Below are 16,113 nucleotides of genomic sequence, written 5' to 3' on the forward strand. Positions count from 1 at the left end.
GTCGCGGTTCCGGAAGCTTCCCCCGTGACGGCCCCTCGGCCGGCCTCCTGGTGGGGCAGGGCGGCCCGAGGGGCGTGGACGTGCGGGCCGTGCCGCCTACGGCCGGTTCAGGGTGATGGAGTTGATCGGCGTGAGGTCGGCGTACACGCCCGTCCCCTCGGCGATGGGTGCGCCGCAGCCGGTGCCGTTGTACCCCGTGCACAGGCTCGCCGTCGCGCCGCCGTACTGGTTGTTGAGCACCCAGTGCCGGCCGACCTGGTTGCTGAGGTTGTGCGGCCCGTAGCTGTAGAGGACCAGGCTCGGCGACTGGGCCGGGTTCTGGTTCTGCGGGTACACGCACACCGCCCCGTCCGGGCAGCCGGCCCACGGGTCGGCCGCCCGCTCGGCGTGGGCCGCGCCGCTCATCGCCAGTACCGCCGCCGTGGCGGTCGCGAACGCGGCGGCCCCGCGAATCATCTTGCGCATGGTTTCCCCCTTGCGGTTCTCCTGCGTCGTCGACGCAGGCCGTGCCTGGTGTTGACGGCATCACGGTCCCGCCGTGGCCGGGCCGCAGTCGACGGGTTTCCCGTCGCCCGTCGCCTCCGTCCCCGGGAAACCGCCGGTGACCAGCGCGAGGACGAGCAGTGGGCAACGGGGTGAGGTGAGGACGGCCGGCGAGCCGAACGGCCCAGTCCGTCGTGCCGTCCGCCTCTTCGGGGCGTCCGCCCGTCAGACTTGACCTGCCGTGGCATCCGTGCGCGCACGAAGGGAACCCACCCGTCCATGCAGATCGACCTGACAGGACGCACCGCGCTGGTCACCGGTTCGACGCAGGGCATCGGCGCCGCCATCGCCGTAGCCCTCGCCCGGGCCGGGGCCCGCGTGGGCGTCAACGGCCGCGACGAGCGGCGGGTGGCCGACGGCGTCGCGTCGCTGGCGGAGCAGGCGCCCGGCGCCGAACTGGTGCCGGTGGCCGCCGACGTCTCCGGCGACGAGGGCGCGGCCCGGGTGGCGGAGCTGTTGCCGCACGTGGACATCCTCGTCAACAACCTGGGCATCTTCGGCGCCGCGGACCCGTTGGAGATCACCGACGACGAGTGGCGGCGCTACTTCGAGGTGAACGTCCTCGCCGCCGTACGGCTGACCCGGCTGTATCTGCCGGGCATGACCGAGCGCGGCTGGGGGCGCGTCCAGTACGTCGCCAGCGACTCGGCGGTGGTCATTCCCGCCGAGATGATCCACTACGGCATGTCGAAGACCGCGCTGCTGGCGGTGAGCCGCGGCTTCGCCAAGAAGGCGGCGGGCACGGGCGTGACGGTGAACTCGGTCATCGCGGGACCCACGCACACCGGCGGCGTCGAGGACTTCGTGTACGACCTCGTCGGCCGGGACCTGCCCTGGGAGCAGGCGCAGCGCGCGTTCATGCGCGAGTACCGGCCGCAGTCCCTGCTGCAGCGGCTGATCGAGCCGGAGGAGATCGCCCACATGGTCGTCTACCTCGGCTCGGAGCAGGCATCGGCCACGACCGGCGGGGCGCTCCGTGTGGACGGCGGGTACATCGACTCGATCCTGCCCTGACGGTGGTCGACGGGTACCGGGTGCGCAGCAGTCCGGCCGCACGCGGGTGAACCCCCTCTCCGGCAGGGTGCGGACGCGGTGTCCCGGTCGGTGAGGTCCGATGTCCGCCTGACCGTCACCGCGCGCACAGGTGGCGACCGTGTGCTGGACCGGTGGCGGAATGAGGCGGCAGGCTGAGGGGATGCGCGAGAAGTCGTCGTCGTCCAGCGGGGCGGTACCGTGGTGCGTACGGCCGACCGCCCGGTCCTGGCGCTGTGCGCCGGCCCCCGCCGAGGTGCGGAACTTCCACGCCTCCCTCCCCGGCCACACCCCCACCCCGCTGACCGAACTGCCGGTGCTTGCACAGGAGCTGGGCGTGGGCCGCGTCTTCGTCAAGGACGAGTCGGCACGCTTGGGGCTGCCGGCCTTCAAGGTGCTGGGCGCGTCCTGGGCGGTGCACCTCGCGCTGGCGGCACGCGGCCGGGGGCCGGTCACCCTGGTCTGCGCCACGGACGGCAACCACGGCCGCGCCGTGGCCCGGCTGGCCCGGCTGCACGGCCGGCGCGCGTTCGTCTTCGTACCTCAGGGCATGCACCCTGCCACCGTGGCGGCCATCGCGGCCGAGGGCGCGGCGGTGACCCGGGTGCCGGGCCCGTACGAGGAGGCCGTGCGCCGGGCGGACCAGGCGGCCCGGGCGCCGCACGCGGTGCTGATCCAGGACACCGCGTGGGAGGGGTACGAGACCATCCCCGGCTGGATCGTCCAGGGCTACTCCACGCTGTGCGCCGAGATCGACGAGCAGTTGGCCGCCGCCGGGGCCGCCGCGCCGGGACTGGTGGCCGTCCCGGTGGGCGTCGGCTCGCTGGCGCAGGCCGTCGTCACCCACTACCGCAGCCGTACGACGACTGCGGCCCCGGCCCTGCTGTCGGTCGAACCGGAGTCCGCCGCCTGCCTCCTGGCCAGTCTCACCCGGGACGCTCCGGTGGACGTCGGCACCGGCGAGACCGTCATGGCCGGGCTGAACTGCGGGACGCTGTCCACCACTGCCTGGCCCGTGCTGCGCGCCGGGATGGACGCCGCGGTCGCCGTCACCGACGCCGACAGTGTCCGTGCGGCGCGGGACCTCGCCGCGCTGGGCGTCTCCTCGGGTCCCTGCGGTGCCGCCGCACTCGCCGGTGCCCGCGCGGTACTCGCCGGCGACGGCGCGGGGGAACGCCGCGAGCTGCTCGGGCTCGGCCCCGGCTCGGTGGTCGTCCTGCTGAACACCGAGGGCGCCGCCGCCTACCCGCTCTCGCTCCCCCATCGCTGAACACCCGCCGCACCGGCGGACACCTGGGCCGGGCAGGCGGGTCCGGCGGCCGCACCGACCGCGCTGCCCGTCGCGGACCTGCGCGTCGGGCTGCTGCGGCATTGCCTGAGCCATGGCGGCACAGATCGCGACGGCATCCGCGCGCCCGCGGGTCCCGGAGCGGCCGTGTCCGGTCGGGAAATCGGGTCGAAGGGCCGGCCGGGCGCTGTTAGTTTGCGATGGTGGATCTCTTCTCGCGCTCGTGGGCGGCCTTGCGTACGGCGGTCGCCGCGCTCCCCGACGAGGACTTCGCACGGCCGTCCGGCTGTACGGGCTGGCTGGTCCGGGACCTGGTGTGCCACCTGGTCATCGACGCCCAGGACGTCCTGATCACCCTGGTGACGCCCACCGCGGCGGAGCCGACGCGCAACGCGGTGACGTACTGGAACGTGACGGGGACCCCGCCGACCGGAGACGACCCGCTGGACGCGCTGACCGTCCGGCTGGCCGCGGCGTACGGGGAGCCGCGGCTGCTGAAGTTCCACCTGGACGACGTCGGTTCCGCCGCCGGCCGCGCGGCGGAGCTGGCCGATCCGGAGCAGCGGGTCGGCACGCAGGAGATGGTCCTCACCGTCGGCGACTACCTCTCCGCGTACGTCCTCGAGTGGACCCTGCACCACCTGGACCTGATCGCGCACCTCCCGTACGCGGCACAACCGCCCGCCGAGGGCCTCGCCCGGTCACGCGCGATGCTGGAGGAGATCGCCGGGGCACCCTTCCCGGGGTCGTGGTCCGACCAGGACGCCCTGCGCATCGGCACCGGCCGTCGGGCTCCGACCGGCATGGAGCGTGCCGAACTGGGCGCCTCGGCCGCGAAACTCCCGCTCGTCCTCGGGTGAGCGCGTCCGCTGTCCCGGCGGGCGGCCGGGGGGGGCCGTGCCGGGGGCATGCGGTCCTGAGTGGCTCCGGCCGGGGTGGCGGTCATGGCCGAAGTCGGCCACGGCGGCGCTGACATACGCCGGCCGGCCTCCCGTGCGACGATGGCAGTCACGGCGCGCGGTGCACGCGAACGTCGGAGCCGGCTCCCGTCCTCCGCTGTGCCGTTTGACATCAGGAGCCAGTCCTCTACCGTAGACCCCCGCACAGCATGTCGCACAGCATTCGATATCTCGAAGACGCTCGTGACGATCGCCCCCACCCCTCCGGTGGCAAGCCGAACTCGGCGCGATACCGGCGGGCCGAGCAGCAGGTGCCGGAACGGCACACCATCGGTCGGTTTCGCCGCCTCACCAACGGTGAAAACAGGTTGACCCACCCGTATCATCCAGGTGTCGCACCGTCAGGAGCGGAGGAAACATGCCGGAAAGCGCTGGGACCATCACCGAACTGACCTCCCAGTACGTCAGCCAGGTGACCGACGACCTCGAACGCAACCTCAAGGAGCAGGAACGCATCACGGCGGAAATCGCCTCGCTGCAGGAGCAGTTGACCGCCCTGCAGCACGACCACGCCGTCCTGCTCAGCATGCAGCAGGCGCTGGGTATCGCCGCACCGACCGGCGGCGTGGTCGTACCCTCCCCCCGGAAGAAGAGCGGCAGCACGCGGCGTACCGGGGCCAAGAAGCCGGCACCGAGGACCGCGACGGCCACCGCGGCCACGGCCAAGGCGACGACGGTGAAGAAGCCGGCGAAGAAGAAGGCGGCGTCCGGGTCCGCCCAGCCCACCCTGGTCGAACTCGTCCGCCGGCACCTGGCGGAGCAGAAGGAACCGCGCTCCGCCGCGGAGGTCACCGACGCGCTGGGCCGGATGCATCCCGAACGCGGCATCCAGACCAAGGTCGTACGCGCCACCCTGGAGAACCTCGTGGCCAGGAACGGCGCTCAGCGCACCAAGCAGGGCTCGTCCGTCTTCTACACCGTGCCCGGGGAATCCGCGGGACGAGCGGCGGAGGAAGCAGCGGCGGAGACGGCGGGGGGTACGGGCACGGGGACATGACCGCCCCCGCGCCGAGCCCCGAGGTCGCGCGGGACGCCGGGAGCGTGCTCTTCGACGGCGCCGGGCGACAGCGGCGGCTCGGACCTGCGGGACTCCACCGGGCGGACGGCCGATCGACCGCCCGGCTCCACCAGTCGGACGGCCGGCGGACTGCGGGTTTCCCTCAGGCGGACGGCCGGTCGGCGGGGTCGAAGCTGGCGAAGTAAGCGGCGGCCATGTCCTCGTCGGCGTGGCCCTGCGCGGCGGCGCGCTCCAGACGCGCGGCGCTCGCCGCGGCCACGTCCAGCCGCACACCGTGCGCCTCGCCCGCCCGGACGATGAGCCGGGCGTCCTTGGCGGCCGTGGCCACCGCGAACTGGGGCGGGGTCAGCTGGTCGTCCAGGATGAGCTGGGACTTGGCGTGCAGGTACCCCATGTCCAGCGGTCCGCCCGCGATCGCGTCGAAGAAGCCCTGCGGGTCCACGCCGAGCGCCTGGGCCAGGGCCAGCACCTCGCCGGTCGCCGCGGTGGCCGCGAGGACCCAGCTGTTGGCCACCAGCTTCAGCCGGGTCGCGGTGCCGGCCGCGCCGTCCTCCCCGGTCCACACGGTACGGACCCCGACCGCGTCGAACACCGGCGTCACGGCGGCGCGGTGCCCGCTCGGTCCCGCGGCGAGGACGAGGAGCCGGCCGGCCTCGGCAGGCTGACGGGTGCCCAGCACCGGCGCGTCGAAGAAGACCAGGTCGTGGTCGCGGGCGAACCCGGCCAGGTCGCCGACGGCTTCGAGTCCGGCGGTGGTGGACTGCACCCAGGCGGCCCCGGAGCGCAGCGCGGGGGCGGCCTCGCGCATCACGTCCAGGGTGGCCGCGCCGTCGTAGAGCATGGTCAGGACGACGTCGGCGCCCTCGACGGCCTCGGCGGGCGTGCCGGCGACGTGCGCGCCGTCGGCGGCGAGCGGTTCCGCCTTGGCGCGGGTGCGGTTCCAGGCGCGGACGGTGTGTCCGGCCCGCACGAGGTTGCGGGCCATCGCGGCGCCCATGATGCCGGTGCCCAGGACGCTCACGGTGAGCTTGTCTGTCATGACGTCAACTTCCCTAAGTCGTGGGGCTCTGACGGTTTCCGGGCGTACCCCACGGGTCGGCGGGCACGCCCGGGTGGGCCGGTGCCGGTCAGGCGCCGGTCCGGCCGGAGGCGGTGCGGACCAGGCCGTCCAGCCACGCCTGATGACCGTTGAGCGTCGGGCTCGGCGTCTGCCGGGCCAGTTCGGCGGCCGGCCGGTCTGCGTCTCCTGGGTGAGGATACGGACCGGCCGCCGGGAAGATCTTCCACCAGCCAGGCGTGCCACACGTCGAGCTGCTCGTCCGGTGTGCCGTCCCGCCGGGCCGTCCGGGACAGCCGGCCCGGGACGCCCGCGGCGGGGCCTGGAACTCCACCACGTGGGTGTCCGGCGGCGGGAAGCCGAACGTGCCGAAGCCGAAGACGAGGCCGTCCTGCAGGACCGAGCCGCCGCACCGCGGGAAGGAGGTGTCGGCGACGTTGTCGTAACCTGCCGCGGACCCTTCTGGGTCACCGTGCCGAACCGGTACGCGGTGCTGTAAGCGGGGAACGCGGGTGCCGGGTACGGCGTGCTGCCCCGCTCGCTGTACCAGGAACACCTCGACTCCGGCCTCCTCAACGAACCGGAGGAGGCACCGCTGGACATCCCGGGCTCCCGGAATTCGTTACCGCCTTCACCGAACGCTCTGTACGGTGACCCGGTGACGACTCAGGTGATCCTTCTCAACGGTGGTTCCAGCGCGGGCAAGTCCGGCATCGTGCGGTGCCTGCAGGCGGTACTGCCCGATCCCTGGCTGGCCTTCGGGATCGACTCGCTCGTGGACGCGCTGCCGCCGAGGTTGCGCGGGCCGGACGGCGGGATCGAGTTCGCCGACGACGGCGGGGTGCACGTCGGGGCCGGTTTCCGGGCACTGGAGGCGGCCTGGATGGAGGAGGTCGCGGCGACGGCCCGGGCGGGTGCCGGGATCGTCGTCGACGACGTCTTCCTCGGCGGGGCCGCCTCCCAGCAGCGCTGGCAGGAGGCGCTGGCCGGCCTCGGCGTGCTGTGGGTCGGCGTCCGGTGCGATCCCGAGGTCGCCGCGGCACGGGAGCTCGCCCGGGGAGACCGGGCCGAGGGCATGGCGGCGTCCCAGGCCCAGCTGGTTCACCTGGGCGTGACGTACGACCTGGAGGTGGACACCACCCACACCGAGTCCCTGGCCTGCGCCCGGGCCATCGCCGCCCACGTCGGCTGACCGGCGAGTGCCGCCTCTCGCGTACCGGAGTGCCTCTCCCGAGTGCGGTGGTCGGCGGATCCGTGCACTGTGGAGGTGCCGGCGCGCGGACGGGCGCATGTCCGGTGGCCGGCGCAGCCGGCTCGGCGGGACCCAGGACTCCGAGGAGAATCGCATGTCTGATGCCGTTGCGCCGGTGGAGCCGGTGCTGGAACCCGCGGCGGCCGAGTTCGCGGCGGCGACCGCCAATCCGCCCTACCTGTTCGACCTGCCCCCGGCGGAGGGCCGCAAGGCGGTCGACGAGGTGCAGTCCGGCCAGATCGACAAGCCGGCCGTCGACGAGGAGTGGATCACCGTCCCCGGCGGCCCCACCGGCAGCATCCGCACCCGGATCGTCAAGCCCGCCGGCACCACCGGCACCCTCCCCGTCATCGTCTACATCCACGGCGCCGGCTGGGTCTTCGGCAACGCCCACACCCACGACCGCCTGGTCCGCGAACTCGCCGTCGGCGCACAGGCCGCGATCGTCTTCCCCGAGTACGACCTGTCCCCCGAGGCCCGCTACCCGGTCGCCGTCGAGCAGAACCACACCGTCGCCCAGTGGGTGGTGGACCACGGAGCGGACAAGGGCCTGGACGGCTCCCGGCTCGCCGTGGCCGGCGACTCCGTCGGCGGCAACATGGCCGCCGCGCTGACCTTGACGGCCAAGGAACGCGGCGGACCCGCACTCGTACAGCAGGTGCTGTTCTACCCGGTCACGGACGCGAACTTCGACACCCCGTCCTACCACCAGTTCGCCACCGGCTACTTCCTGCGCCGCGACGGCATGCAGTGGTTCTGGGACCAGTACACCACCGACCCCGCCGACCGCGCCCGGATCACCGCCTCCCCGCTGCGCGCCACCACCGAACAGCTCACCGGCCTGCCCCCGGCACTGGTCATCACCGGCGAGGCCGACGTCCTGCGCGACGAGGGCGAGGCCTACGCCAACAAACTCCGCGCCGCCGGTGTCCCGGTCACCGCGGTCCGCTTCCAGGGCATCATCCACGACTTCGTGATGCTCAACGCCCTGCGCGGCACCCACGCCGCCCAGGCCGCCATCGACCTGGCGGTCCGCACCCTGCACACGGCCCTGCACACCACCTGACACCCGAGGACTCGTCGTTCGTTCCCCTCGACCGTCCGGTGTCAGCGGCCGTCGGCTGGATCGTGTTCCTCGACGCGTGGAACTCCTTCTGCCGGGAAGCCGGCGCCCACCCCGGGCGCCGGCCCCGGCCGCGGCTCACACACCGTCCGTGCCGTCTCCCCCGGCACCCCAGGAGGCGGGCGGAACGGCCACACCCTGTCCCGGCTGTCCCGGGTGACCCGCCCACTGCGGGGGCACCGGGGCGCCGTTGACGTACGGGTACGCCATCGCGAAAGGCGGCGGCGGTGTCCAGGGCTTCGGCGCCGGGGCCGTGCGCTCCAGCCGGCGGCGGCGCAGCCACCAGGCCACGGCCGCCGTGTACAGCGCGATGCCCACGACGTCGAGCGCGACCGTCTGCCACGGCGCGTCGGCCGCGGTCTCGTCGCTGCTCAGGCCGCCCACGACGGCGGCCGAGGCGCCGAAGGCGAGGAGGTTGTTGACCGCGTGCAGGGCGATGGACGCCTCCAGCCCGCCCGTCCGCCAGGTCAGCCAGCCCGCGGCCGTCCCGAACACCACCAGGTCGGCGAAGCCCCAGGGGGTGCCCCAGCCGTGGGCGGCGGCGAACAGGACGGCCTGCGGCAGGAGGGCGGCCCACGGAGAGCGCAGGTACGCCCCGGCGGTCTGCGTCAGCCAGCCGCGGAACACGTACTCCTCGGCGGCTGCCTGCACCGGCACGAGCAGCACGAGCATGGCGAGGGCCTTCCCGAAGGCCGCCCAGCCCACCCACGGGCTCTCCGCCTCGCCGTCCGCGGGCAGCAGGAACATCCCGCCCATCGTGAGGGCCAGGATCGGCACGGCGGTCAGCACGCACCGCAGCAGCCAGCGCCATCTCAGCCGCCCGGTCACGGAGGAGACCGTGCCGGCCCGGCGCCTGCCGATCCAGCGCACGGCCAGCGCCAGGACGGGTATCGCCACCGCGATCGAGAGCAGATCCACGGCGGTGCCCGAGACGGGGCCGAACTCCGGCCAGCCGTCCGCGTCTTCCCGGTATCCGAGGGCCGACCCCGCAACCGCGCAGGACAGCATCAGCAGAACCAGGGTGACCAGATAGGTCACGGTCACCACCAGCGTCCCGAGCAGGGGGCGCCACCACCGGTAGCGGGGTGAGAGGCGGGCCAGGCGGTGGTACGGCAGTTGCTCGGGAAGCTGTGGCTGTGTCATGCCGTCAGCCTGCCCAAACACGCCCCGGTGTGCCATCGGCCTGGGGCATGAGCGGATTCTCCATCCCTGGTTGGTGCCTCTGCCGGTGGCCGGGTGTCCGCTCTCTGTCTCTGGTGGGAGACGGCTCTCCTCCTCAGGTCCGGTGCCCTGCGCGCGAGGCGGCCTCTACGCTCGTCGGCGACATGGAGACGACACGCAACTGGCTTCTGCCCCTGCTGCTGGCGGCCGGGCAGGTCGGCCTGCTGTGGCCCGGCGTGGGCCCGGACGACACACCCGGCGGCCCGGCGCTGCTCTGCGTGCTGGCCGCGCTGGCCCTGGAGACGGCCGGACTGGGGCAACGCCGGACCGTCCCGGTGCGGGCGCTGGCCTGCACCCTCGTCACCCGGGTCCTGGGCGGACTCGCCTGGCCGGACGGCTATCTCGGCCTCGGCACGCTGATCACCCTGTACTCCGTCGCGGTGCGCTGCCCGGTGCCGGTGACGGTGCGGGCCGTCGCCGCCGTGGTGGGTGCCGAGTGGGTGCTGTGCGCCGTGGAGGAGGGCCCGCGGCCCGCCCTGCTGTCCGACATGGCGCTCGCACTCGGCGTGTACCTGCTGTGCGCGGGGCTCGGCGAGGCACGGCGCCAGTGGCTCGCCGGCCGGCTCGTCGCGGCCCGCCGGCTGGCCGGGGCGGAGCACGCCCGCCGGCTGGCCGGCGACCACGAGCGCCGCCGACTGGCCCGGGAGCTGCACGATGTGAGCGCCCATCACCTCACCTCGGTCGTGGTGACCGTCGACGCGGCGCGCCGGCTCCAGGACAGCAGGCCCGATCTGGCCACCGAGGCGCTGTCGTTCGCGGAACGCACCGGCGCCGAGACCCTCACGGCGCTGCAACGGCTGGTGGGGGTGCTGCGGGACACCGACCGCCCGGACCACCGGCCGATGAGCGGGCGGATCGAGGAACTGGTCGCGGGCTTCGGCCGGTTGGGCCGCCCGGTCACCGCGCGGATCCCCGGCGACCTGGCCGGTCCGTCGGCCGAGGCGATCCACGGCATCGTCCGCGAGGCACTGACCAACGCACTGCGGTACGCCCCCGGCGCCGCCGCCCGGGTGCTGGTCACGCGGGCGGACGGCCTGCTCCGGCTGACCGTGGAGAACGCGCCGCCGCGCGCCGCCGCGCAGGGAGCCGGCGGGCTGGGCGCGGGGCGCGGTGTGGCCGGGATGCGGGAGCGGGCCGCGGCGGCCGGTGGCGAACTGACCGCCGGGCCCACGCCGGAGGGCGGCTGGCGGGTGTGCGCGACCCTGCCCGACGGTGCCGAGGCCGGGCGGTCGGACGAGCACGGCCGGCGGCGTGACGTCCTGCGCGAGCAGCGGCTGGCCGATCCGGCGCTGGTGTCGGTGTCGGTGATCCTTCCGGTGTCCTGCGCCCTGGCGCTCACGGAGGACTGGTCGGCCGCCGACCGGCGCGCCGCGCTGCCTGCGCTGCTGGTGGTCTGCGGGCTGCTGGTGCTGCACGCGCTGCCGCTGCTGTGGCGCAGACGCGCGCCGTGGGCCGTCCTGCTCGCCGTTCTCGCGACAGCCTGGCCGGGGCCGGCGGCCGTGGCCGGGTGGCACCTGCGGTCCGATGTGGCGGAGTTCCTCGCCGCCGGGACACTCGCGGAGACGCTGGCCGTGTACGCGGTCGCCGCGTACGGGCAGGGGCCCGGGCGTACCTGGCCCGCGCCGGCCGCGGCGACGCTCGGCACGGCCGGGGCCCTGGCGGCCGTCGCCTGGTCCGACGGTTCGGTGGCGGGCGAGCCGACGGGCGCGGGCGGCGCCGTCCTGCTGACCTTCTTCCTGTCCGTCCTGCTGGCCCCGGTGTTCGCCGCCGTGTGGGGCGCCGGCCTGTTCGTACGGCGGCGTCGGCTGCGCGCCCTGGCCTACGACGAGTTCGCGTTCGCCAGCTCGATGTGGCAGGCGGACCGGGCCGCGGAGGCCGAACGGCAGCGGCTGGCGGCCACCTTGCGCGACGCGGTGCTGGAGCGGACGCAGGCGCTCGTGGGCGCGGCCCGGCGGGGTGACCTGGCGGAGGTGGCCGGCGCGGCCAGGGCAGCGCTGGCCGCGATGCGGGAGATGCTGCACAGCATGGGCGACGACGGCGAGCCCGGTGGCCGGCTCGCTCCGTCGCCGGCCGTCGGCGACCTGGAGGCGCTGTGCCGTGCCCTGCGTTCCGGTGGCCGTGACGTGCGGCTGCGGGGTCTGCCGGAGGCCGGCCGGGACCTGCCGCCGTCGGTGCAGGTCTCGGTGTACCGGATCGTCGAAGCGGCGCTCGGCGCGGGCGACGTGGGACCGGCCCGGGTGACCCTGCGGCGCTGGCGCGGCACCCTGCGGATCACGGTGACGGGGGTACGGCTCGCCGTCGCGGGCCCGGTCGCCGAACGCCTGCGGGTACAGGCGGCCGCGGGCGAGGGGCGGATCGTGTGCGAACCGGCCGGTACGCTACGGGTGGTGTTGCCGGCCGGAGCCGTTCCGGCCCCGGTCCAGGAGGTGTCCCCGTAGCCGTACGCGTGATCGTCGTCGACGACCAGGCCGTGGTCCGGGCCGGATTCGCCGCCATCGTGGACGCCGAACCCGATCTGACCGTGGTGGCCGAGGCCGGTGACGGAGCGGCGGCGGTGTCGCTCGCCGCCGCCGGGGAGGCCGACGTCGTCCTGATGGACATCCGGATGCCGGGCATGGACGGTCTCACCGCGACCCGGCTGATCACCGCGCCGGCCGGCGGGCCGCGCGTGCTGGTGCTCACCACGTTCGACCTGGACGAGTACGTGTACGAGGCGCTGCGTGCCGGCGCGTCGGGGTTCCTGCTGAAGGACGCCGAGCCCGAGCAGTTGCTGTCCGCGATCCGGGTGGTCGCGGCCGGCGACGGCATCCTGGCGCCCGCCGTGACCCGCCGCCTCATCGACACCTTCGCCCGCACGGCCCCGCCTCCGCCCCCGGCCGGCGGACCCCTGGGCCGGCTCACCCAGCGGGAACGGGAGGTGCTGCTGAAGATCGCCTCGGGGCTGACCAACGCCGAGATCGGTGCCGAACTCGGCGTCACCACGGGCACGGTCAAGAGCCATGTGAACGCCCTGCTGTCCAAGCTGGGCCTGCGCGACCGGGTCCAGGCCACGATCCTCGCCTACGAGACCGGCCTGATCACACCGGGCGGTGTCGCGCAAGGCTGACCGGGTGCCGTCCCGCCGTGGGCCATCGAGGTCGATGTCCGTTCCCCGCCGGTGTCCCCCGAGGCCGTCGGCTGGGATGGAGCCATGACTTCACGAGTGGATCTGCGCGGCAGGACGGCACTGGTCACCGGCGGCAGCCGGGGCATCGGCGCGGCGACGGCACGGCGACTGGCGCGGGAGGGCGCGGACGTGGCAGTGACCTATGTGCACGGCAAGGACGCGGCCGAGGGCGTCGTACGGGACATCGAGGCGCTGGGCCGGCGGGCGGTGGCCCTGCGCGCCGACTCCGCGGACGCGGCGGAGGCGGCGGGCGCGGTACGGCGCGCGGCGGAGGAACTGGGCGGGCTGGACGTGCTGGTGGGCAACGCGGCCGTCGGCGTGCTGGGACCGCTGGAGAGCCTGTCCCCCGCGGACGTCGACCGGCTCCTCGCGGTGAACGTGCGCGGGGTGTTCCTGGCCGCCCAGTCGGCCGCCGCGCTGATGGGGACCGGCGGGCGGATCATCACCGTCGGCAGTTGCATCGCCGCGCGCGTGCCGGGGCCCGGGGCCACGCTGTACGCGATGAGCAAGTCGGCCGTCGTCGGACTGACCAAGGCCCTGGCGCGGGAACTGGCCGGGCGGGGCATCACGGCGAACGTCGTGCACCCGGGTCCGACCGACACCGACATGAATCCCGCGGACGGACCGTACGCGGCGGGCCAGGCCGCCATGACCGCCCTGGGCCGCTTCGGCACGGCCGAGGAGGTGGCGTCCACGGTGGCGTTCCTCGCGGGGCCGGAGGCGGCCTACGTGACGGGCGCGGAGTTCTCGGTGGACGGCGGGTACGCGGCCTGACGGGGCCGGGAGGGCGCCGACGTCAGGTCTCGTCCAGGCGGCGTACGTCCTCCTCGTCCCACTTCCTGGTGTCGCGGGGCTGGGTGTAGGGCTCGGCGCGGGGCGGATGGCCGCCGGCGATGGCCCGCTGCCGTACGGTCTCCGCGTCGAACTCCAGGCCCAGCAGGATCGCCAGGTTGGTGATCCACAGCCAGACCAGGAAGACGATGACGCCGGCCATGGTGCCGTAGGTCTTGTTGTAGGAGGCGAAGTTGGCGACGTAGAACGCGAAGCCGGCGGAGGCGGCCATCCAGATCAGCAGGGCGAGGAGGCTGCCGGGGGTGATCCAGGTGAAGCCCTTGACCCTGGCGTTCGGGGTGGCCCAGTACAGGATGGCGATCATCACGGTGACGAGCAGGACCAGCACCGGCCACTTGGCGATCGCCCAGACGGTCAGCGCCGTGTCGCCGAGGCCGAGCGCCTGCCCGGCGCGGCGGGCCAGGGCTCCGGTGAACACCACGATGAGCGCGCCGGCCACGGCGAGGATCATCAGGACGACGGTGACGCCGACGCGCACCGGGAGGATCTTCCACACCGGTCGGCCCTCGGGCATGTCGTAGACGGCGTTGGCGGCGCGGATGAACGCGGCCACGTAGCCGGACGCCGACCACACGGCGAGCACGATTCCGGCCAGGGCCATGACCGAGCCGACGCCGGCGCCGTTGCGCAGCTGTTCCACGGCCCGGGTGACGATGTCGCGGGCGGGGCCGGGCGCGAGGTCGTGGAGGTTGGCCAGCACCCGGTCCGTGACCGACCTGCCGGCGACGGCCAGCAGGGAGACCAGCACCAGCAGGGCGGGGAACAGGGACAGGACGGCGTAGTAGGTGAGCGCCGCGGCCCGGTCGGTCAGCTCGTCGTCCGCGAACTCGCGCAGGGCGCCCTTGAAGGCCGCGGCCCACGCCCTGCGGGGCAGCTTCGAGGGCGTCCGCGGCGCCTGCCGCTCGACCTCCGGGGCGGGGCCGGCCTCCTCCGGCGCCGGGATCCGCGGTGCCGGGGTCGCGTCGGCGGCCTGCCGGTGGTGCCGCCGCGGTACGTGGAGCTTCGCCATGTCGTGCGGGTTACCCGGCAGGGCGTCCTCAAGCCCTCCACCGAGGGTTCGTCCGCCCGCCGGTGCCCCCCGGACCGGCCCGGCAGGCGCCCCGGCATCCCGTGCGCCGGGCGGTCTGCCCGGAGGCCTCCGCCCGGCGGCGGGGCGGAGGGTGGTCCGGGCAGACCGGGGTGCCCTACCTCAGTGGGCGTTGGCGAACCGCTTGAAGGCGGCCTTGGTGCCGGCGCCGGCGATGCCGTCGATCGCACCGCGGTAGCCGTAGCCGCTCTTCAGGAGCCGCTGGAGCGCCTTGATCGTGCCCTTGCCGACGACGCCGTCGATCCGGCCGGTGTAGCCCCAGTACTGCTTCAGGCAGCGCTGGAAGGCCTTCCAGCTGCTGGTGCCGAGCTTGCCGTCGATGGGACCCCGGTAGTTCCAGTACGTCTTCAGCCAGCGCTGGACCTTCTTCGCCTGGGTGGCGTTCAGGCCGAGGTTGTTCACCGCCTGCGGGGTGACGGCCTCGCTGACCGCCGCCGGCTGGGCTGCCGCGGGCGCGGGCGCGGCGAAGCTGGTGCCCGCGGCGGCCAGGCTGCCCGCGGCCAGCGCCACGGTGGTCGTGGCGGCGAGGAGGGTCCTGGTGAAGATGTTCGTCTGCATGTGTTTCTCCCCCTGGTTGACGAGTGCCTCACGGCACGGCACAAAAGCTACGTGCCGGGGCTCGGCCCGTCGCCAACCCGGGAGTTGACTGCCGGCTCCACCGGCCGCGGTACCGCCCGGCCGGTGTACAACCTCCGCGGTATGTCCAGGGGGCGCACCCTGCCCTGCACGGGCGCACGCCGCCCGCGCTCAGCCCCTGCCTCCGCTGAAGTTCCCCCACCGGGGTCCGATCTGCTTCCACTCCTCGTCCCACTCGGCCATGCGCCGCCGGATGAGCCGGCCGCGGACCAGCCGTCCGGCGCCCCAGACCAGCGCGCTCGCCGCCGGGGCGACGAGTGCTCCGGTGAGCGCCGACTGCAGATCGGCCGCCGCTCCGGTGACGGGGGTGGGCACGACCCGGTCCGACTGGTTCGTCCACACGGTGATCCGGGTGCCGGCGGGGGCGCCCGAGGAGACCTTCGCCCGGTCGGTGTGCACCGAACCGTCCGCGTCCGTCCAGCGCACCGCGGCCCACACGCGCCCGTCGTCGTATCCGCTGCCCACGGCCGGGGTGCGCGCGGAATCGTCGGTGAGTACCGCGGAGACGGGGTGCAGCTGGGACACCCGTGCCGCGAACGACGACTCGGAGGTCCGGGCCGCCACCACACCCGCGAAGACCCCGGCGACCAGGGCGAGCAGCCAGCCGGCGAGAACGATCCAGGCCTCGACGACGTCGCTGTGCCGCTTGAGCGGGTTGCGCCGCCACCGCCACAGCCGCACCGGGGCGACCGTCGTGGGAGGTGTCCGTGTCATCGTCACCGCCTCCTCTCGCGCACCGGCGGCCCGAACCCGGGGCGGCCCCCGCGGTCTCCCGGACCCGGTGTCCCGAGCGAGGGTCATGACACCATCGTGCACCTGTCCACGCCCGTCGTCCGCCGCAGGCGGGGGTTCCTGCCCGGCCGGGACCGTGCGGGCGGC

At 74.4% G+C, this 16,113-nt stretch carries 16 protein-coding genes; 9 read left to right on the forward strand and 7 right to left on the reverse strand.

What is annotated here, in order from left to right; translation table 11 throughout:
• Nucleotides 1-96 precede the first annotated feature (96 nt).
• On the reverse strand, nucleotides 97-465 hold the full coding sequence (locus S1361_RS02185) for a hypothetical protein (RefSeq protein WP_208030150.1): 369 nt from the start codon (nucleotides 463-465) through the stop codon (nucleotides 97-99).
• A 297-nt stretch (nucleotides 466-762) separates the two neighbouring features.
• On the opposite strand from S1361_RS02185, the gene S1361_RS02190 reads away from it, so the two are divergent.
• The 4 genes from S1361_RS02190 (at nucleotide 763) to S1361_RS02205 (ending at nucleotide 4,819) form a co-directional block, all read left to right on the forward strand.
• A complete protein-coding gene (locus S1361_RS02190; RefSeq protein WP_208030151.1) occupies nucleotides 763-1,557 on the forward strand; it encodes an SDR family NAD(P)-dependent oxidoreductase in 795 nt (264 codons plus the stop codon).
• 181 nt (nucleotides 1,558-1,738) lie between these two features.
• Nucleotides 1,739-2,845, forward strand: coding sequence for a pyridoxal-phosphate dependent enzyme (locus tag S1361_RS02195; RefSeq protein ID WP_208030152.1), 1,107 nt, complete (start codon nucleotides 1,739-1,741; stop codon nucleotides 2,843-2,845).
• 221 nt (nucleotides 2,846-3,066) lie between these two features.
• Nucleotides 3,067-3,723 carry a maleylpyruvate isomerase N-terminal domain-containing protein gene (locus S1361_RS02200; protein WP_208030153.1) on the forward strand — a complete coding sequence of 219 codons (657 nt, stop codon included), beginning with the start codon at nucleotides 3,067-3,069 and terminating at the stop codon, nucleotides 3,721-3,723.
• A 457-nt stretch (nucleotides 3,724-4,180) separates the two neighbouring features.
• On the forward strand, nucleotides 4,181-4,819 hold the full coding sequence (locus tag S1361_RS02205; protein WP_208030154.1) for a hypothetical protein: 639 nt from the start codon (nucleotides 4,181-4,183) through the stop codon (nucleotides 4,817-4,819).
• Between the two features lie 163 nt (nucleotides 4,820-4,982).
• On the opposite strand, the gene S1361_RS02210 is transcribed toward S1361_RS02205, so the two are convergent.
• Both S1361_RS02210 and S1361_RS02215 read right to left on the reverse strand, forming a co-directional pair.
• The gene (locus S1361_RS02210; protein ID WP_208030155.1) at nucleotides 4,983-5,879 is read right to left on the reverse strand and encodes an NAD(P)-dependent oxidoreductase; all 897 of its coding nucleotides are present in this window, start codon (nucleotides 5,877-5,879) and stop codon (nucleotides 4,983-4,985) included.
• An 88-nt stretch (nucleotides 5,880-5,967) separates the two neighbouring features.
• Nucleotides 5,968-6,453, reverse strand: coding sequence for a hypothetical protein (locus S1361_RS02215; RefSeq protein ID WP_208036971.1), 486 nt, complete (start codon nucleotides 6,451-6,453; stop codon nucleotides 5,968-5,970).
• Between the two features lie 102 nt (nucleotides 6,454-6,555).
• On the opposite strand from S1361_RS02215, the gene cpt reads away from it, so the two are divergent.
• Both cpt and S1361_RS02225 read left to right on the forward strand, forming a co-directional pair.
• On the forward strand, nucleotides 6,556-7,089 hold the full coding sequence (gene cpt / locus S1361_RS02220) for a chloramphenicol phosphotransferase CPT (RefSeq protein ID WP_243769044.1): 534 nt from the start codon (nucleotides 6,556-6,558) through the stop codon (nucleotides 7,087-7,089).
• A gap of 154 nt (nucleotides 7,090-7,243) precedes the next feature.
• Nucleotides 7,244-8,215: an alpha/beta hydrolase gene (locus tag S1361_RS02225; RefSeq protein WP_208030156.1), complete on the forward strand. Its 972-nt coding sequence runs from the start codon at nucleotides 7,244-7,246 to the stop codon at nucleotides 8,213-8,215.
• Between the two features lie 135 nt (nucleotides 8,216-8,350).
• Here S1361_RS02225 and S1361_RS02230 read toward each other — a convergent pair whose 3' ends face one another.
• Nucleotides 8,351-9,415 (reverse strand): CPBP family intramembrane glutamic endopeptidase, encoded by a 1,065-nt coding sequence (locus tag S1361_RS02230; protein ID WP_208030157.1) that lies wholly within the window; start codon nucleotides 9,413-9,415, stop codon nucleotides 8,351-8,353.
• Between the two features lie 182 nt (nucleotides 9,416-9,597).
• Here S1361_RS02230 and S1361_RS02235 point away from each other — a divergent pair, with 182 nt between their 5' ends.
• From S1361_RS02235 to S1361_RS02245, 3 genes are all read left to right on the forward strand, one after another.
• Entirely contained in the window at nucleotides 9,598-11,931 is a 2,334-nt protein-coding gene (locus tag S1361_RS02235) for an ATP-binding protein (protein ID WP_208030158.1), read from the forward strand.
• 8 nt (nucleotides 11,932-11,939) lie between these two features.
• Nucleotides 11,940-12,599: a response regulator gene (locus S1361_RS02240; RefSeq protein ID WP_208030159.1), complete on the forward strand. Its 660-nt coding sequence runs from the start codon at nucleotides 11,940-11,942 to the stop codon at nucleotides 12,597-12,599.
• 84 nt (nucleotides 12,600-12,683) lie between these two features.
• Nucleotides 12,684-13,433 carry an SDR family oxidoreductase gene (locus S1361_RS02245; protein ID WP_208030160.1) on the forward strand — a complete coding sequence of 250 codons (750 nt, stop codon included), beginning with the start codon at nucleotides 12,684-12,686 and terminating at the stop codon, nucleotides 13,431-13,433.
• Nucleotides 13,434-13,455: 22 nt separating this feature from the next.
• On the opposite strand, the gene S1361_RS02250 is transcribed toward S1361_RS02245, so the two are convergent.
• The 3 genes from S1361_RS02250 to S1361_RS02260 all read right to left on the reverse strand — a co-directional run bounded on the left by S1361_RS02250 (nucleotide 13,456) and on the right by S1361_RS02260 (nucleotide 15,948).
• Entirely contained in the window at nucleotides 13,456-14,520 is a 1,065-nt protein-coding gene (locus S1361_RS02250; protein ID WP_208030161.1) for a YihY/virulence factor BrkB family protein, read from the reverse strand.
• A 180-nt stretch (nucleotides 14,521-14,700) separates the two neighbouring features.
• Complete coding sequence (locus S1361_RS02255; RefSeq protein ID WP_208030162.1) at nucleotides 14,701-15,156, reverse strand: peptidoglycan-binding domain-containing protein; 456 nt, start codon at nucleotides 15,154-15,156, stop codon at nucleotides 14,701-14,703.
• 189 nt (nucleotides 15,157-15,345) lie between these two features.
• The gene (locus S1361_RS02260; protein ID WP_208030163.1) at nucleotides 15,346-15,948 is read right to left on the reverse strand and encodes an Rv1733c family protein; all 603 of its coding nucleotides are present in this window, start codon (nucleotides 15,946-15,948) and stop codon (nucleotides 15,346-15,348) included.
• Nucleotides 15,949-16,113: the final 165 nt, after the last annotated feature.

Source organism: Streptomyces cyanogenus (genome assembly GCF_017526105.1).
In the GTDB taxonomy this organism is placed as follows: Bacteria; Actinomycetota; Actinomycetes; order Streptomycetales; family Streptomycetaceae; genus Streptomyces; species Streptomyces cyanogenus.

Bases quoted from the DNA above. Each gene is read 5' to 3' on its own strand.
- S1361_RS02245 (WP_208030160.1), top strand. From the start codon at position 12,684: ATGACTTCACGAGTGGATCTGCGCGGCAGGACGGCACTGGTCACCGGC.
- S1361_RS02250 (WP_208030161.1), bottom strand. From the start codon at position 14,520: ATGGCGAAGCTCCACGTACCGCGGCGGCACCACCGGCAGGCCGCCGAC.
- S1361_RS02230 (WP_208030157.1), bottom strand. From the start codon at position 9,415: ATGACACAGCCACAGCTTCCCGAGCAACTGCCGTACCACCGCCTGGCC.
- S1361_RS02225 (WP_208030156.1), top strand. From the start codon at position 7,244: ATGTCTGATGCCGTTGCGCCGGTGGAGCCGGTGCTGGAACCCGCGGCG.
- S1361_RS02260 (WP_208030163.1), bottom strand. From the start codon at position 15,948: ATGACACGGACACCTCCCACGACGGTCGCCCCGGTGCGGCTGTGGCGG.
- S1361_RS02255 (WP_208030162.1), bottom strand. From the start codon at position 15,156: ATGCAGACGAACATCTTCACCAGGACCCTCCTCGCCGCCACGACCACC.
- S1361_RS02210 (WP_208030155.1), bottom strand. From the start codon at position 5,879: ATGACAGACAAGCTCACCGTGAGCGTCCTGGGCACCGGCATCATGGGC.
- S1361_RS02205 (WP_208030154.1), top strand. From the start codon at position 4,181: ATGCCGGAAAGCGCTGGGACCATCACCGAACTGACCTCCCAGTACGTC.
- S1361_RS02190 (WP_208030151.1), top strand. From the start codon at position 763: ATGCAGATCGACCTGACAGGACGCACCGCGCTGGTCACCGGTTCGACG.
- S1361_RS02195 (WP_208030152.1), top strand. From the start codon at position 1,739: ATGCGCGAGAAGTCGTCGTCGTCCAGCGGGGCGGTACCGTGGTGCGTA.
- S1361_RS02185 (WP_208030150.1), bottom strand. From the start codon at position 465: ATGCGCAAGATGATTCGCGGGGCCGCCGCGTTCGCGACCGCCACGGCG.
- S1361_RS02235 (WP_208030158.1), top strand. From the start codon at position 9,598: ATGGAGACGACACGCAACTGGCTTCTGCCCCTGCTGCTGGCGGCCGGG.